Annotated in this window: 17 protein-coding genes; 9 read left to right on the top strand and 8 right to left on the bottom strand. The window is 69.2% G+C overall.

Translation table 11 applies throughout. From position 1 onward, the window contains the following. The first annotated feature begins 1 nt into the window (after window position 1). Window positions 2-1,387, top strand: a complete 1,386-nt coding sequence (locus EJO71_RS24060; RefSeq protein WP_125951063.1) for a 3-deoxy-D-manno-octulosonic acid transferase — start codon at window positions 2-4, stop codon at window positions 1,385-1,387. Between the two features lie 16 nt (window positions 1,388-1,403). Here the strand turns inward: EJO71_RS24060 and EJO71_RS24055 are convergent, their stop codons facing one another. Genes EJO71_RS24055 through EJO71_RS24040 form a run of 4 tightly spaced genes read right to left on the bottom strand, consistent with a single transcriptional unit; the run spans window position 1,404 to window position 4,753 of the window. Continuing rightward, window positions 1,404-2,954: a TolC family outer membrane protein gene (locus EJO71_RS24055; protein ID WP_125951064.1), complete on the bottom strand. Its 1,551-nt coding sequence runs from the start codon at window positions 2,952-2,954 to the stop codon at window positions 1,404-1,406. A gap of 22 nt (window positions 2,955-2,976) precedes the next feature. Next, entirely contained in the window at window positions 2,977-3,312 is a 336-nt protein-coding gene (locus EJO71_RS24050; protein WP_125951065.1) for a rhodanese-like domain-containing protein, read from the bottom strand. A 19-nt stretch (window positions 3,313-3,331) separates the two neighbouring features. Next, on the bottom strand, window positions 3,332-4,009 hold the full coding sequence (locus EJO71_RS24045; RefSeq protein ID WP_125951066.1) for a protein-L-isoaspartate O-methyltransferase: 678 nt from the start codon (window positions 4,007-4,009) through the stop codon (window positions 3,332-3,334). A gap of 21 nt (window positions 4,010-4,030) precedes the next feature. Then, window positions 4,031-4,753 (bottom strand): TetR/AcrR family transcriptional regulator, encoded by a 723-nt coding sequence (locus EJO71_RS24040; protein WP_125951067.1) that lies wholly within the window; start codon window positions 4,751-4,753, stop codon window positions 4,031-4,033. A 102-nt stretch (window positions 4,754-4,855) separates the two neighbouring features. Between EJO71_RS24040 and msrA the strand changes: the two genes are divergently transcribed. From msrA to EJO71_RS24010, 6 genes are all read left to right on the top strand, one after another. Then, the gene (gene msrA / locus EJO71_RS24035; protein WP_125951068.1) at window positions 4,856-5,407 is read left to right on the top strand and encodes a peptide-methionine (S)-S-oxide reductase MsrA; all 552 of its coding nucleotides are present in this window, start codon (window positions 4,856-4,858) and stop codon (window positions 5,405-5,407) included. 27 nt (window positions 5,408-5,434) lie between these two features. Further along, window positions 5,435-5,815 (top strand): hypothetical protein, encoded by a 381-nt coding sequence (locus EJO71_RS24030; RefSeq protein ID WP_125951069.1) that lies wholly within the window; start codon window positions 5,435-5,437, stop codon window positions 5,813-5,815. A 79-nt stretch (window positions 5,816-5,894) separates the two neighbouring features. Then, the gene (locus EJO71_RS24025) at window positions 5,895-7,994 is read left to right on the top strand and encodes a TonB-dependent receptor (protein WP_125951070.1); all 2,100 of its coding nucleotides are present in this window, start codon (window positions 5,895-5,897) and stop codon (window positions 7,992-7,994) included. Between the two features lie 49 nt (window positions 7,995-8,043). Continuing rightward, entirely contained in the window at window positions 8,044-8,997 is a 954-nt protein-coding gene (locus tag EJO71_RS24020; protein WP_125951071.1) for an AEC family transporter, read from the top strand. 135 nt (window positions 8,998-9,132) lie between these two features. After that, on the top strand, window positions 9,133-9,540 hold the full coding sequence (locus EJO71_RS34430; RefSeq protein ID WP_164549654.1) for a hypothetical protein: 408 nt from the start codon (window positions 9,133-9,135) through the stop codon (window positions 9,538-9,540). Next, window positions 9,540-10,748 (top strand): OmpA family protein, encoded by a 1,209-nt coding sequence (locus EJO71_RS24010; RefSeq protein WP_240651495.1) that lies wholly within the window; start codon window positions 9,540-9,542, stop codon window positions 10,746-10,748. Before EJO71_RS34430 ends, EJO71_RS24010 begins: the two co-directional genes overlap by 1 nt. Window positions 10,749-10,760: 12 nt before the next feature. On the opposite strand, the gene pdxH is transcribed toward EJO71_RS24010, so the two are convergent. After that, the gene (gene pdxH, locus EJO71_RS24005; protein WP_125951074.1) at window positions 10,761-11,414 is read right to left on the bottom strand and encodes a pyridoxamine 5'-phosphate oxidase; all 654 of its coding nucleotides are present in this window, start codon (window positions 11,412-11,414) and stop codon (window positions 10,761-10,763) included. Between the two features lie 29 nt (window positions 11,415-11,443). Here pdxH and EJO71_RS24000 point away from each other — a divergent pair, with 29 nt between their 5' ends. After that, entirely contained in the window at window positions 11,444-12,013 is a 570-nt protein-coding gene (locus EJO71_RS24000; protein ID WP_125951075.1) for an NTP transferase domain-containing protein, read from the top strand. A 14-nt stretch (window positions 12,014-12,027) separates the two neighbouring features. On the opposite strand, the gene EJO71_RS23995 is transcribed toward EJO71_RS24000, so the two are convergent. Both EJO71_RS23995 and EJO71_RS23990 read right to left on the bottom strand, forming a co-directional pair. After that, complete coding sequence (locus EJO71_RS23995; protein ID WP_125951076.1) at window positions 12,028-12,567, bottom strand: superoxide dismutase family protein; 540 nt, start codon at window positions 12,565-12,567, stop codon at window positions 12,028-12,030. Next, entirely contained in the window at window positions 12,564-13,262 is a 699-nt protein-coding gene (locus tag EJO71_RS23990) for a gamma-glutamylcyclotransferase (protein WP_125951077.1), read from the bottom strand. Before EJO71_RS23990 ends, EJO71_RS23995 begins: the two co-directional genes overlap by 4 nt. Before the next feature lie 135 nt (window positions 13,263-13,397). Between EJO71_RS23990 and EJO71_RS23985 the strand changes: the two genes are divergently transcribed. Beyond that, complete coding sequence (locus EJO71_RS23985; protein ID WP_125951078.1) at window positions 13,398-13,949, top strand: OmpA family protein; 552 nt, start codon at window positions 13,398-13,400, stop codon at window positions 13,947-13,949. 78 nt (window positions 13,950-14,027) lie between these two features. Here the strand turns inward: EJO71_RS23985 and EJO71_RS23980 are convergent, their stop codons facing one another. Then, window positions 14,028-15,014: an AraC family transcriptional regulator gene (locus EJO71_RS23980; RefSeq protein WP_125951079.1), complete on the bottom strand. Its 987-nt coding sequence runs from the start codon at window positions 15,012-15,014 to the stop codon at window positions 14,028-14,030. Between the last annotated feature and the right edge of the window lie 4 nt (window positions 15,015-15,018).

Below are 15,018 nucleotides of genomic sequence, written 5' to 3'. Positions count from 1 at the left end.
CGTGCGTTCCCTGCTGCTGCGCCTCTACGGCGTCTTCACCACCGTCGTGCAACCGCTCGTGCGCCGCAAGCTGCGGCGCCGCGCGGAGGCCGAGCCGGGCTATGGCGTGGCCGTGGAAGAGCGCTTCGGACACTACGACGAAGCCATTACCGGGCAGGCCCAGTGCTGGGTGCATGCGGTCTCGCTCGGCGAGACGCGCGCGGCCGCCATCCTGATCGCCGAACTGCGGCGCCAGTACCCGGGCGTGCCGATCCTGCTCACGCACGGCACAGCCACCGGCCGCGAGGAGGGCGCCAAGCTGCTCGAACCGGGCGACACGCAGGTCTGGCAGCCGTGGGACACGCCGGGCGCGGTGGCGCGCTTTCTGGATCGCTTCCAGCCGCGTATCGGCGTGCTGATGGAAACCGAGGTCTGGCCCGAAATGACCGCCGCCTGCGCCGAGCGCCGCATTCCGCTGGTGCTGGCCAATGCACGGCTCAACGAGAAGTCCCTGGCCGCGGCCGAACGGCTTGCGTGGCTGGCGCGGCCCGCCTACTCGGCCCTCACGGCCGTGTGGGCGCAGACCGAAGCCGATGCGCACCGGCTGGTGTCGCTCGGCGCCAAGGTGGCGGGCATCTACGGCAACCTGAAGTTCGACGCCACGCCCGACGCGCGCCAGCTCGCCACGGCCAGCTCGCTGCGCGAGCGCCTGCCCAAGCCGATGGTCGTGCTCGCGAGTTCGCGCGACGGCGAGGAGCGCATGCTGCTCGAAGTGCTCAAGCGCTTCGGTGCGACTTCGCCCGTGCCGCCGGAGCAGGGCGCGATCCGCTCCATCTCCAAGCGCGTGCACGACGTGCAATGGATGATCGTGCCGCGCCATCCGCAGCGCTTCGACGAGGTGGCTGCGCTGATCGAGGCCGAAGGCTTCGCGGTGGCGCGCCGCAGCACTGCGGGCCAGCCGGCCGAGGCAGAGATCTGGCTCGGCGATTCGCTGGGCGAGATGGCGCTCTACTACGGCCTGGCCGACGTGGCGCTGCTCGGCGGCAGCTTCGAGCCGCTGGGCGGGCAGAACCTGATCGAGCCGGCGGCCTGCGGCTGCCCGGTGGTCATGGGGCCGTCGACCTTCAATTTCGCCGAGGCGGCGCAGCTGTCGCTGGCTGCTGGCGCCTCGCTGCGCGTCGAGGGCATGGAGCAGGCCGTGACGGCCGCGCTGAAGCTGGTCGAGAACCCCGAGCGCCGTGCCGCGATGGCGCAGGCCGCGTTGGCCTTCTCCTCGTCGAACCGTGGGGCTGCCGAGCGCACCGCTGCTGCAGTGCTGGCGATCGCGCAGGCTGCCGAGCCGGTGACGGCGCAAGGCGCGCCAGTGGAAGAAGCCGAACCCGCGCGGGCCGAGCCCACGCTGGATTGATCGAAGGCGCCGGCGCTCAGCGCGCCGGCGGATTCAGGATCACCGGCGGCACGGGGGCGGTGGGCATCGTCGGCGCCGGCGGATTGAACGGCTGCACCGGCACCGGCGGAATCACCGGGATGCTCGGCGGCGTCACGGGCACCACGGGCGGCGCTGTCGTGCCGCGATCGGGCCCAATGGCCGGAGGCACGGCCGGCACGCTGCCATTGCTCGCCAGCGTCGCGTTGATCGCACTCATGTCGGCGGTCGTCAGCGTGCCGTTGGCCTGGCGCAGCTTCAGGTTGCCCAGCAGCACGTTGTAGCGCGCCTGCGCGAGGTCGCGCTTGGTCTGGTAGAGCTGGCTCTGCGAGTTCAGCACGTCGATGTTGATGCGCACGCCCACCTGGTAGCCGAGCCGGTTGGCGTCGAGCGCGCTCTGGCTCGACGACTCGGCCGCTTCCAGTGCCTTCACCTGCCCCGCGCCGGAGACCAGCCCGAGGTAGGCCGCGCGCGTGGCCTGCGCCACGCTGCGGCGGGTGCCGTCGAGCACGCTGCGCGACTGGTCTTCGAGCGCCAGCGTTTCCTTGATGCGGTTCTCGGTGGCGAAGCCGGCGAACAGCGGCAGGTTGAAGGTCACGCCCACCGTGGTCGCGTTGACGCGCGTGCCCACGGTGCTCGTGCTGGTGCCCGTGGGGTTGCGCGTGACGTTGTAGCCCAGGTTGGCGTCGAGCGTGGGCTTGTGGCCGGCCTTGGCCTTGTCCACTTCGAGCCCGGCCACGTCGAGGCCCAGGCGTGCCTGCTGGATGGCGGGATGCACCTCGTCGGCCTGCGCGACCCAGGCGTTGATGTCCGCGGGCATGGCCGTGGGCAGCACCACCGGCACCGCCAGGGGCACAGGCACGCTTCCGGGCCGGCCGACCAGCTGGTCGAGCACCACCTTCTTGACCTGAAGGTCGTTCTCGGCAGCGATTTCCTGTGCGATCACCAGGTCGTAGCGGGCCTGGGCCTCGCGCGAGTCGGTGATGGTGGAGGTGCCGACCTCGAAGTTGCGCTTGGCCGACGCCAGCTGCTCGGCCACGGCGACCTTCTGCGCGCGCACGAGCGCCAGGCTGTCCTGGCTCGCGAGCACGTCGAAGTACGCCTGGCTCACGCGCACGATCAGGTCCTGCTCGGCGATGGTGAGCACCGCCTGCGCGATGTCGGCCTGGCGCTTGCCCTGTTCGTAGGTGGCCCAGTTGGCGGGCCGGTACAGCGGCTGCGTGGCGTTGATTCCGACGTTCTGCGTGGTGAAGTCGCGCGGCGTGGTGCCTCGGCTGGTGCCCGTGAGGGTGTCGATCTCGAGGTCGCTGCGCGTCACGCCGGCCGTGAGCCCCACGGCGGGCAGGATGCCGGCCTTGGCCTGCGCGGCGCGCGCGATGCTGGCGTCGTACTGGGCCCGCGCGCCCTGGTAGGTAGCGTCGAAGCCGCGGGCGGATTCGTAGAGTTCGTTCAGTGTCTGGGCCTGGGTCAGGGCCGGCGATGCGAGCAGGGCTGCGAGGGTGGTTGCGAGCGCTGCGGAAAGAGGCGAAAGCCGGGGCCTGGGAGGCATTGAACGTCCTTGAGGGAAAGAATCAGTAGCGCGGGACCGTAGGGTCGTGCGAGGACCAGGCGTCGATGCCGCCCGCCACGTTGGCGAGCTGGTCAAAGCCGTTCTGGTTCAGGAAGGCGGCCACGCGCTGGCTGCGCGCTCCGTGATGGCACAGGCAAGCGATGCGCTGGCCGTCGTTCAGCTCGGCCAGCCGCCCGGGGATCTCGTTCATCGGAATCGCCACCAGGGTGAAGCCCTGGGGCACGACGCTTGCCGTCTGCAGTTCCCAGGGTTCGCGCACGTCGAGCAGCACGGGGGCGGCGTCGGCGTTGTGGGCGAACCAGGCGGCGAGGTCGGCGGGGCGGACTTGGTCGATCATGCTTCGGTCAACCGTCTGCTCAGAACGAGAAGCGCGAGGGCTCGGGGAAGTTCAGCAGGCGCGGGGCCATCGTGTCCCAGGGCTGGATCGTTTCCCACTTGCTTTCGCTGGTGCGGGTGACGAAGTGGGCGCGCATCATCGGCTCTTCGCCCACGATGGCCGAGAGACGGCCGCCGACCTTGAGCGAACCCAGCAGGTTCTGCGGAATGCGCGCGACCGAGCCGCTGAGCACGATGACGTCGAAGCTCGGGCCGCTGGTCAGGGGCACGGCGCCGTCGGCGTTGCGCACTTCGACGTTGGTCACGCCGTTCTGGCGCAGCGTCTCGGCGGCGCGGGCTGCCAGCACGGGGTTGATTTCGAGGGAGAGCACCTGGGCGGCGCGTGCGCCGAGCAGGGCGGCCATGAAGCCGGAGCCGGTGCCGATCTCGAGCACCGATTCGTGCTTCTGGATGTGCAGGTCCTGCAGCGTGCGGGCCTCGACCTTGGGCGACAGCATGATCTCGCCGGGCACGGAGCCGTCGAGCAGCGGCAGTTCCATGTCGAAGAAGGACAGGGTGCGGTGCGCGTCCGGCACGTAGTCTTCACGGTGGATTTCGGCCAGCAGCTCGAGGATGTCGGTTTCGAGCACGTCCCAGGGACGGATCTGCTGCTCGATCATGTTGAAGCGCAAGCGCTCGAGGGTGGGGGTGGGGTTCATGGCGTGGCTTTCCTTGTGGGCTCAGGACAAACCTTCAATTTTAGGTGCCGCCGATGACACCCCCGGTTCGCCCGGCATTCCGGGGCGCACGCTGAGCCCGTTGATCACCACCTCGGCCTGGGTGGACAGGTATTTTTCGGGCTCGAGCGCCGCGACGCCGTCGACGCAGACCATGGCAGAGTGCTTCCAGAGCATGAGGAAGACCATGGGCGCCACCACCGAGTAGATCGCGTGGTCGACGTCCATCGGCGCGAACTCGCCGCTGTCGATGCCGCGCTGGAAGATGCGCCGCAGCAGCTCGTGGCCGGGGCGGACCACCTCGCGGCGGTAGAACTCCGCCAGGTCGGGAAAGTTGGAGCCCTCGCTCATCATGAGCTTGGTCAGGCCCGAGGCCTGTGTCTTGCCGACGCGCTCCCACCACACGTTCATGCAGTAGCGCAGCATGTCGGCCGTGGTGCCCTCGAAGGCCTCGAATTCGGCATTCCACTCCGTGAAACGGCCGCCGAGGTTCTCCATGACCACGGCCTTGAACAGCTCTTCCTTGCTCGGGAAGTAGAGAAAGAGGGTGCCCTTGGAGACGCCCGCGCGGGCCGCGACCTCCTCGGAGCGGGTGGCGGCAAAGCCTTTTTCGACGAACAGGTCGAGAGCCGCGGCCAGCAGTTCGCCGGGGCGCGCCTCCTTCCGCCGTTCGCGCTTGGCGCGTACCGGGCAGATCTTGTCGACGAAGGAACGGGGCGTGGACATGGTGTTAATGACTCGCGGGTTAGTAATGTAGTGACCGGCATCCGTCACGTCAAGCCGCGACAATATCGGGTTCGTCTTTTCAACCTCCGCCGGAGTCGCACCATGTCCACTTCATCGTCGTCCACCGAAACCATCGTTTTGGGCGGTGGCTGCTTCTGGTGCACCGAGGCGGTGTTCGACCGCGTCCAGGGCGTGCTGGACGTGGAATCGGGCTACTGCAACGGCCAGGTCGTCAACCCGAGCTACGAGCAGGTCTGCACCGGCCGCACCGGCCATGCCGAGGTGGTGAAGCTCGAATTCGACCCGGCGCAGATCAGCCTGCGCGAAATCCTCGAGATCTTCTTCGTCGTGCACGACCCGACCACGCTCAACCGCCAGGGCAACGATGTCGGCACGCAGTACCGCAGCGGCATCTACTACATCAGCGACGCCCAGAAGCAGGTGGCCGAGGATGTCATCCGCGAGATCGAGGCCAGCAAGACCTACCGCTCGCCCGTCGTGACCGAGGTGGCGCCGCTTGCCAACTACTCGGCGGCCGAGGCCTACCACCAGGACTACTTCCTGAACAACCCGAACCAGGGCTACTGCGCGTTCGTCGTGGGCCCGAAGGTCGAGAAGTTCCAGAAGACCTTCGCCTCGCGCCTCAAGGCCTGACCGGCCAGCGATACCCGCTCTCTCTCTGTGCACCCAGCCATCCGCCAGCACCGCACCCGCCCGACCCGCGCGCTCGTGTTCGCGCTGGCGGTCGCGCTGTGGTTCGCGGGCACGCTGGGGCTGATGCACCGCGCGCTGCACGTGCCGGGCCTGCCGGCCGCGGCTGAGCAGGCCGCGCACGTTGCGCACAAGCATGCGGGCCACCACCTGGCCAGCCTGTTCGGCGATCACACCGACGCCGAGTGCCGGCTGTACGACCAGCTCTCCCACGGCTCCGCCGCGCCCGGCGTGCCGCTGGTGGTGCTGCCGATGCTGCTGCCGTCGGCCACCTTTGCCTTCCTGCAGGGCGAGGCCATCGCCCGCTGGGTCGCGCTGTTCGACGCGCGCGGCCCGCCTTCCTCTCGCTGAATCCCCCGTGTCCCGATCGCTGCACCCGCTTCGCGCGCGGTGGCGGTCGGTCGTCCCCCGATTCACCGAGTGTCCATTCATGACTCCCAATTTCCGTCGCAACGCCATCGGCGTTGCCGTTCTTTCGCTTGCCTCCTTCGCAAGCATGGCCCAGACGCAGGCGCCCGATGCCGCCCAGGCCCAACCCGCTGACCCTGCCAGCCTGCGCGAGGTCACCGTCACCGGCAATCCGCTCGGCGCCAGCGACCTGATCGCGCCGACCACCACGCTGTCGGGCGACAAGCTGCTGCTGCGCTCCGAATCGACCCTCGGCCAGACGCTCGACAACGTGCCCGGCGTGAGCAGCAGCTACTTCGGCCCCAATGCCAGCCGCCCGATCATCCGAGGCCAGGACGGCGACCGCATCCGCATCCTGCAGAACGGCGGCGCCGCGCCCGATGCTTCGTCACTGAGCTACGACCATGCCGTGCCCGTCGACTCACTGGTCACCGAGCGCATCGAGGTGCTGCGCGGCCCGTCGGCGCTGCAGTACGGCGGCAGCGCCGTCGGCGGCGTGGTCAACGTGATCGACAACCGCATTCCTTCGGAGCCGCTCAACGGCTTCGGTGGTCGCGCCGACCTGGGCTATTCCACCGGCAACAAGGAAAAGAACGGCGGCGTGGTGCTCGAAGGCGGCAACGACCGCGTCGCGGTGCACGTCGATGCCTTCAACCGCGACTCCAAGGACGTCTCGGTGCCGATCACCCTCGAGTGCAACAAGCCCGGCTCGCCCTGGACGGCACGCAAGATCTGCAACTCGGCCAACGAGGCTCATGGCGGCGCGCTCGGCGGCACGGTGTTCTTCGACCAGGGCTACATCGGCGCCTCGGTCAGCACCTACCGCAGCAACTACGGCACGGTGGCGGAAGACGACGTCACCATCCGCATGAAGTCCGACCGCTACGCGCTCGAGGGCGAGTGGCGCCCGGGCGGCTTCATCAGCAGCATCCACGCGAAGCTCAGCCACACCGACTACCGCCACACCGAGTTCGAAGGCAGCACGCCCGGCACCACCTTCTCGAACATGAGCAACGACCTGCGCATCGAGGCGCGCCACCAGAAGATCGGCAACTTCGAGGGCCTGGTCGGCTTCAGCAGCGAGACCAACCGCTTCGCCGCCGACGGCGAGGAAGCCTTCGCGCCGCACAGCCGCACGCGCACCAACGCGCTGTTCCTGTTCGAGGAGTACGGCACCTCCTGGGGCCGCCTGAGCTTCGGCGCGCGCACCGAGCAGGTTCGCATCCGCTCGCTGGGCTATCCGGAAGATCCGACGGTCACGCGCTTCGCCATCGGCGAGCGCACCTTCAATCCGCACAGCGCGGCACTCGGTGCGCTGGTCAACCTCGCGCCGCAGTGGCAGCTGACCTCGAACCTGGCCTACACCGAGCGCGCGCCCAAGGACTACGAACTGCTGGCCAACGGCCCCCACGTGGCGACTGGCGCGTGGGAGGTGGGCGACCCGAACCTGAAGAAGGAAAAGTCGACCGGATTCGACCTGGGCGCCCAATGGAAGTCGGGCCCCAACACGGCCCGCGTGAACGCCTACGTCACGCGCTTCAGCAACTACATCGGCCTGACGGCATCGGGGCGCAACCTCGACGGGGAAGGCAATGTGGCCGAGGCCGGTGCCACCGACACGCTGGCGGAGTACGTCTACGGCGGCGTGCGCGCGCGCTTCACCGGCATCGAGGCCAACGGCAACCTGCGCCTGCTGGGTTCCGACGGCTTCGCGCGCATGGGCGATGCGGGCACGCTCGACCTGGAGTGGCGCGGCGACATCGTGCGCGCGAAGAACCTCGACACCGGCGAGCCGCTGCCGCGCATCGCACCGCTGCGCCTGGGCGCGACGCTGGCCTATGCCAACGGCCCGTGGGGCGCGCGCCTTGGCTTCGACTACAACGCTGCCCAGCGCCGCGTGCCCTCGGTGGGCGCGCGCGAGACCGATGCCTACACGCTGTGGAACGCGGCCATCACCTACCGCATGAAGGTGCAGCGCGCCAACCTCACCTGGTACGCGCGCATGGACAACATCACCAACAAGCTGGCCTACAGCGCGACCTCGATCCTGACGACGACGGTGTATCCGAACGCACCGCTGCCGGGACGATCGCTGAAGGTCGGCCTGCGCGTGACCTTCTGAGCATGAGCGCAGGAGAGGGCGGCGGAAGCCCCTGGGCTATCCTCGCCGGGTGAATTCCTTCGTCATCTCCTCGCTCGTGCCCGTGGTCGTGCTCATCGGCGCGGGCTATCTGGCCGGCAAGCGGCGCTGGATCGGCGGCGGCGCGGTGAAGGATCTCTCGCACCTCATCTTCCTGCTGCTCGCGCCCGCGCTGTTGTTTCGTGCCATGAGCACGGTGCACGTCGAGCAGCTGAGCCTGAAGCCGGTGGCGGCGTACTTCATCGCCTCCGGCCTGCTGTTCGCGGGCACGCTGGCGCTGCGCGGGTTCAACCGCACGGCGGCGGTGATCGCGCTGGCCAACACCTACAGCAACACCGTGATGATCGGCATCGCGCTGATCGGCCTGGCCTACGGCGAGGCGGGCATGGTGGTGCTGCTCACGCTGATCTCGCTGCACTCGCTGGTGCTGCTGACCAGCGCCACCGTGGTGCTAGAACTGGCCGTGGCGCGCGAGCAGGCCGGTGCCTCCGGCAACGAGAAGCGCCCCTCGATGGCGCGCACCGTGATGCGCGCGCTGCGCAACGCCATCATCCACCCGGTGCCCTTGCCGATCATCGCGGGCCTGCTGTTCGCGCAGACCGGGCTGGTCATGCCCGAGGCGCTCGACAAGCCGATCCAGCTGCTGGGCCAGGCCTTCGGCCCGATCGCGCTGGTGATGGTGGGCATCACGCTCGCGCTCACGCCCATCGGCCGGCACTGGCGCGGTGCGCTGGTGCAGGCGCTGGTGAAGAACCTGCTGCATCCGCTGCTGGTGGCGCTCATCGGCTGGCTGCTGGGCGTGCGCGGCATTCCTCTCACGGTGATGGTGGTGGCGGCGGCGCTGCCGATCGGCGCCAACGTGTTCCTGTTCTCGCAGCGCTACCGCACGGCCGAAGACCTGGTGACGGCCAGTGTCGCGGTCTCGACGGTGCTGGCGCTCGTCACGCTCACGCTCGTGATGATGTGCGTGCAGTGGCTGCCCTGAGCCCTTCGGACTCTTTCCCGTAGCTTCCCGCGCACTTTCGCCTTAGCGCTTTCACGCAGCGCGCCTATGCCGTTCGGCAGGGTGGCCGTTTGGCGAGATGCCGCGCGGCCTTCGCGCACCTACATTTGCCGGCTGATGATTCACCCGGCGCGCTCTTCGCCCCTTCTTGCTATGGCGGTGGTCGCGACGGTGATCGCGCTGCACGGTCGTCCCGCGCAGGCCGCGGACGCTGCCGAGGCGAAGCCGTGCCGCACGCCGTGCCTGTCGGCGAACGTGCCGCGCGAGCCGGCCGAACCGCCTGGTGCGGGCAAGGCCGAGAAGGCCGACAAGGCGGAGGAAGCGCCGCCGAAGTCGAAGCCGTTGGCCAAAGCGCGTCCGCAGCCGGCCGCGCCTGTGCCGTCGTCGCCCCCGCCGGTGCAGAGGGAGGCCGCAGCGGCGCCGCGCCCCGCGCCTTCGAAGCGCTGCAGCGAAATCAACATGCGCGCCGCCGTCGGCGAGCCGCTGTCGGACCAGGACATGAAGACATTGAGGAGCCAATGCTGATGACGACCACCATCATTCAAAGAGCGGGCTTCGCGCTGCGCGTGTTCGCGCTGTGCGCCGCCGCCGTGCTCGCCGCGGCCTGCGCGCACCGCCCCGCGCCCGGCAACGCCATGCCCTTCGACCAGGCCGTGAACCAGGCGGTGGACGACCTGATGGTGCAGACGCAGAAGCTGCCGGCCTTCCTGGCCAAGGTGGAATCGACGCTCACGCAGCGCCGCATCGTGATCGACCCGCTGCTCGAAGGCGCGAGCGGCCAGCAGACCGAGGTGACGCGCGTGGCCGAGCAGCGCATCGTCCAGCGCATGCAGGCGCAGTTCAAGCAGTTCACCGTGTCGCCCTTCAACGCCACCGAGATCGGCAACGCGCAGTACGTGCTCAACGGCACGCTGGTGCGCGACAAGGACGCCTCGGGCTCGCCCTACCGGCTGAACCTCGCGCTCACCGAGATCAAGAGCGGCGTGGTGATCGCGCAGTCGGTGGCGCGCATCAGCGACGCCTCGCTCGACACCCGCCCCACGGCCTTCTTCCGCGACAGCCCGGTGAACGGCAAGGACCGCGGCGTCGAGGGCTACATCCGCACTGCCGAAACGCAGCCCGGCCAGGCGGCAGACGCGCTGTATCTGGAGCGCCTGCCGACCGCCACCGTGCTGCAGGAAGCCACCGCCGCCTACGAGGCCGGCCGCATGAGCGAGGCGCTGAGCCGCTACGAGGCAGCGTCGAAGCGGCCCGACGGGCAGCAACTGCGCATCTACAGCGGGCTGTATCTGACGCAGTCGCAGCTCGGCCGCACGGCCGATGCGGAGAAGACCTTCGGCACCATCGCGCGGCTGGGGCTCGAAACCAACAACCTGAGCGTGAAGTTCCTGTTCAAGCCGGGTTCGACCGACTTCCTTTCCGATCCGAAGATCAGCGCCGCCTATCCGATGTGGCTGCGCCAGATCGCGCGGCAGGCGGCGCAGATCGATTCGTGCGTGGTGGTCACGGGCCACACCAGCCGCACGGGTTCGGAGGCGGTGAACGAGCGGTTGTCGCTGCAGCGCGCGACCAGCGTGAAGGCCCGGTTGGTGGGCGAGGCCCCGCCGCTGTCGAAGAAACTGCGGGAGGCCGGCATGGGCTTCAGGGAGAACATCGTCGGCACGGGCGCCGACGATGCGAGCGACGCGCTGGACCGGCGCGTCGAGTTCAAGGTCGTCGGGTGTGAGGCCTGACGACGATTCGGCTCACGGAGCCAGGCGCTCGCGCACCCAGTTGCTGCCCTCCAGCCGATAGCGCAGCCGGTCGTGCAGCCGGCTCTTGCGGCCCTGCCAGAACTCCCAGCGATCGGGCACCAGCCGGTAGCCACCCCAGTGCGGCGGGCGCGGCGGCGAGAGCAGGTGCTTGGCGGCGAACACGGCCGCGTTCTTCACCAGCACTTCGCGTCCGCTGATCACCTCGCTCTGCGGGCTGGCCCAGGCGCCGATGCGCGAGTCGAGCGGGCGGCTCGCGAAATAGGCGTCGCTTTCCTCGGCACCGGCCTTCTCCACGCGGCCCTCGATGCGCACCACGCGCTCCAGCTCGACCCAGTGGAACTGCAGCGATGCATACGGATTGCCCGAGAGTTCGCGGCCCTTGCGGCTCTCGTAGTTGGTGTACCAGACGATGCCGCGCGCGTCGTAGCCCTTGACGAGCACGATGCGGCTGGAGGGCCGCAGGTCGCTGCCCACGGTGCACAGCGTCATCGCGTTGGGCTCGGGCACCTGCGCATCGACGGCCTCGGTGAGCCAGCGTTCGAACTGCTTCAGCGGATCGTCGGCGCTGCGGGTCTCGTCGAGCTCTGCGCGCTCGTAGCTCTTGCGCAGCGCCGCCAGCGCGTCTTTGGAAAGAGGGGAAGTCATGCCGGGATTGTTGCGCACATACTCGGCCCATGACGATGCACAAGGCGAATTCCCCGGTGGTGATCGTGCTGGCCTCGGGTCGCGGCGAGCGATTCATCGCGGCCGGCGGCACGGGCTCGAAGCTCAGGGCGCTGCTCGCCGGAAGGCCGGTGCTCGAGCGCACGCTCGACGCGGTACGCGCGAGCGGCCTGCCTTGGCACGTCGAAGACGCGGGGCACCCGGGCATGGGCGATTCGATCGGGGCTGCCGTGCGCGCCACCCCGGGCGCGGCGGGTTGGCTGATCCTGCCGGGCGATCTACCGCTGGTGCAGCCTGCGACCTTGCAGGCCGTGGCTGCCGCCCTTGGCGGACAGGTGAACGCGGTGCAGCCGCAGTACCGGGGCGAGCGCGGGCATCCGGTGGGTTTCGCAGCCGCTTGCGGCGAGCAGCTCGCGGCGCTCGAGGGAGGGCCCGGCGCGGCATCCGTCCTGCGCGCGATGCGCGCCATCGACTCGGTGACAGACCTCGTCGTGGACGACGTGGGCGTCGTCACCGACATCGACACGCCCGAGGCGCTGGCGCAGGCCGAGGCGCTGTGGCTGGCGCGCGAGGGCGCCTAGCGTTTTCCTGCGACTCAGGGCTTGGTAATCACCGCGCAGGCGATGCGCGGACCCGAGTTGCCCGAGGGCTGGGTCGTGAAGTCGTCGGGGTCGCGGTGCACCACCAGCGCGCGGCCGACCACGCTGTTGGCGGCGCCGGGCGTCAGCGAGATCGCGTGGTCTTCCACGCTGAAGCGCGCCATGCCGCTGGCGTCGGCCCTCAGGCTCGGCAGCTCGCCGGCATGGCTGCCCGGCGCGGCGAACTTGCCGTGGGTGCCGCCGGTCGGGTTGAAGTGGCCGCCGGAAGCATTGCCGTTGTCGCCGCAGTCGCCCTTTTCATGGATGTGGAAGCCGTGCTCGCTGCCCGGCACCAGGCCGCGCACTTCGCCCGAGACGCGCACGCCGTGGTCGAGGGCGGTGAGGGTCACCGTGCCGCGCGTCGGGTTGGGCGTGATCGCGGCGGTCGGCACCAGCTCGATGGCCGTGCTCGGCTTGCCGCCCATGCTGCCGCAGGCGGCCAGGAGGGCCGAGGCGAGGAGGGCGGTACCGGTGGCGATGAGACGACTTTGGTTCATGTGTTTTCCTTGGAAGACTTGGAAGAGCCGGATGGTTGGAATGAAGACTTGTTGTCTGCGGACCCCGGAACATATACCGGAGCCTGCGGTGCATCGCAATCGGACGACGGCTGCTCCTGCGTTCCGGCCAGCGCCACCAGCCGCGCCAGCGCGGCGTCGTGGATCGAGTGGCGCTGCAGCTCCAGCAGCGTCTGCTGCGCGTAGTCGAGCGAGCTGCCGTAGCGACCCACCGCGTGGGCGAAGATGTGGCGGTAGCGCTCGTCGCTGAGCTCGCCCGTGAAGTTGGGGCTGCGCCGCGAGAGCGTGAACGCCAGTGCGCGCACATTGCCGTCTGCCGTGCCGCAACGCAGCCACCTGGGGTCGTACACGCCGGTCGGCATCTCGCGCAGCCAGAGGCGGCGCAGAGTTTCGAGGCCCTCGGACTTCGGCACGCGGAACACCATGCCGCGGCAGCTGCCGCCCGAGAGCAGCCCGAACACGAGGCCCGGCGTCTGCACGCTGCCGCGATTGACGCGGCTCCACATCTTCAGCGCGCGGTGCCAGCCGTGCACCCAGGCCGGCCGGCGCTCGGTGAAGCCGAACTCGGGCCGCCAGATCAGCGAGCCGTAGCCGAAGAGCCAGAGGTCCTCGTGCCCGCCCCAGTCGGCAATGGCGCGCTCGAGCATCGGCTGCGGGTCGCGCAGGGGCTTGGGCATGGGATCGAGCCCCGGCGGACCGGGGTTCGGCGCGGGGTCCGACACGGGAGTGCCGGGGCCGACGCCTACAATTTCCAGATCATGGTTCACCGCACCATTATTTACCGGCCACTTTCATACGGAGCAAGACCCGCAATGAGCGACGACGACAGCCAGCAGAATTTCATCCTCGGATTCGTCATGGCGCTGATCGCCCTGGTGATCTTCTTCGTGGTGGGCATCGTGCTCTGGCACAAGGGCCACAACGTGGCGGCCGCCAAGCCCGCCCCCGCTGCCGTGGTGATTTCGGCGCCGCCGGCCGGCGCGGCGCCCAAGCTGGCCGAAGTCACCGAGACGGTGACTGTGGTCATCCCCGACGGCGCAAGCATCCGCGTGGTCGACGGTGTGGTGAACTTCTACTTCGCGACCGGCAGCGCCGATCTCGCGCCGGGCGCCGCCGAGGCGCTGGCTGCCGTCATCAAGGGCGTCGAGAGCGGCCGCAAGGCGGTGATCTCGGGCTTCCACGACACCACCGGCGACGCCGCCATCAACGAACAGCTCGCGAAGAAGCGCGCCGAGATGGTGCGCGACGTGCTCGTGGGCCTGGGCGTGCCGGCGGCGAAGGTCGACCTGCAGAAGCCTGCCGTGACGACGGGCTCGGGCAACAACGCCGAGGCGCGCCGCGTCGAGGTCAAGCTGGTCGACTGACCGCCTTGCCGACTCCACAGAACGAAAGAGCCCGGTCCGCCGGGCTTTTTCATTCAGCGTGTGCCAGATGCCGGCAACCTATCCGCGCCGCACCCGATCCGGCGTCGACCCGGTCCATCCCCGGAACGCCCGATGGAACGAGTTCGACTCGTCGAACCCCAGCAGGAACGATATCTCGGCGATGGGAAGCGCCGTCTTCTCGAGATAGTGGCGGGCAAGCGCCTCGCGCGTGCCGTTCAGGATCTGCTGGAAGCTCGTTCCCTCGGCATCGACACGCCGCTGCAGCGTGCGCCTGCTCAACGCCAGCTTGCGGGCGATGTCCTCGATGGTGACGAGTCCGCTCGGGAGGCCCTCGAGCAGGGCCGCGCGGACGCGCTGAGTCGTCGTCGCCTGCGCGTCGAGATGGGAGAGACGCTGCCGCAGTTCCGGTTCGAACGCCGCCCACAGCGGCTCGTTCGATGTCAGGAAAGGCAGCATGGCGTCCGCATTCGCGAAGCTGACGAGGCGCCTCGCGCCGCGCGTCAGCCGGGCGCCGAGGAACTCTTCATAGGGCGCGAGGGGCGAAGGCAGGACCTGCGCCTGGACCACGACCGGGCGGATGGGCTCGCGCGTGCCCATGCGCGCGAGCGTCACGCAGAACAGCAGTTCCATCACCACCAGCGACGCGGGCGGCGATACCGCATGGTCCAGCCACGAGAACTCGAGGGTCGTCAGGCCGTCCGCCTGCGTGACATCCAGGCGCATCGGCGCGATCAGCGTCTTGTAGCGCGCGATGCGTTGCGCGGCCACGAGCATGTTCGGGCTGCACAGCGCCGCGAACAGCACCGGCGAGAACGACTCGCTGCAGATGGCCTGGCAGAGCCTCAGGGGCAGCAGCGGATCGCCCACCGCGGCCTCGATGCAGTTCCAGAGCCGGTAGAAGTCGCCGGACGCGAGCCGGACCGAGGGCTGATGCAGCAGATCGTCGGGAAGACCAGCTTGGCGGAGGACGTCGGCGGGTGCGACGCCGAGGTCCTTCAGCACTGTTCGCCAGGTGGTGTCGAGCGCGTATCCGGCAGTTTCCATGAAG

This window comes from Variovorax sp. 679 (genome assembly GCF_003952185.1).
GTDB lineage: Bacteria > Pseudomonadota > Gammaproteobacteria > Burkholderiales > Burkholderiaceae_C > Variovorax.
Note: the sequence above shows the minus strand (reverse complement) of the source record. Positions and strands in the feature narration are given on the sequence as shown.

Bases quoted from the DNA above. Each gene is read 5' to 3' on its own strand.
- EJO71_RS24055 (WP_125951064.1), bottom strand. From the start codon at position 2,954: ATGCCTCCCAGGCCCCGGCTTTCGCCTCTTTCCGCAGCGCTCGCAACC.
- EJO71_RS24050 (WP_125951065.1), bottom strand. From the start codon at position 3,312: ATGATCGACCAAGTCCGCCCCGCCGACCTCGCCGCCTGGTTCGCCCAC.
- EJO71_RS24045 (WP_125951066.1), bottom strand. From the start codon at position 4,009: ATGAACCCCACCCCCACCCTCGAGCGCTTGCGCTTCAACATGATCGAG.
- EJO71_RS24040 (WP_125951067.1), bottom strand. From the start codon at position 4,753: ATGTCCACGCCCCGTTCCTTCGTCGACAAGATCTGCCCGGTACGCGCC.
- msrA (WP_125951068.1), top strand. From the start codon at position 4,856: ATGTCCACTTCATCGTCGTCCACCGAAACCATCGTTTTGGGCGGTGGC.
- EJO71_RS24025 (WP_125951070.1), top strand. From the start codon at position 5,895: ATGACTCCCAATTTCCGTCGCAACGCCATCGGCGTTGCCGTTCTTTCG.
- EJO71_RS34430 (WP_164549654.1), top strand. From the start codon at position 9,133: ATGATTCACCCGGCGCGCTCTTCGCCCCTTCTTGCTATGGCGGTGGTC.
- EJO71_RS24010 (WP_240651495.1), top strand. From the start codon at position 9,540: ATGACGACCACCATCATTCAAAGAGCGGGCTTCGCGCTGCGCGTGTTC.
- pdxH (WP_125951074.1), bottom strand. From the start codon at position 11,414: ATGACTTCCCCTCTTTCCAAAGACGCGCTGGCGGCGCTGCGCAAGAGC.
- EJO71_RS24000 (WP_125951075.1), top strand. From the start codon at position 11,444: ATGACGATGCACAAGGCGAATTCCCCGGTGGTGATCGTGCTGGCCTCG.
- EJO71_RS23995 (WP_125951076.1), bottom strand. From the start codon at position 12,567: ATGAACCAAAGTCGTCTCATCGCCACCGGTACCGCCCTCCTCGCCTCG.
- EJO71_RS23990 (WP_125951077.1), bottom strand. From the start codon at position 13,262: ATGCCCAAGCCCCTGCGCGACCCGCAGCCGATGCTCGAGCGCGCCATT.
- EJO71_RS23985 (WP_125951078.1), top strand. From the start codon at position 13,398: ATGAGCGACGACGACAGCCAGCAGAATTTCATCCTCGGATTCGTCATG.
- EJO71_RS23980 (WP_125951079.1), bottom strand. From the start codon at position 15,014: ATGGAAACTGCCGGATACGCGCTCGACACCACCTGGCGAACAGTGCTG.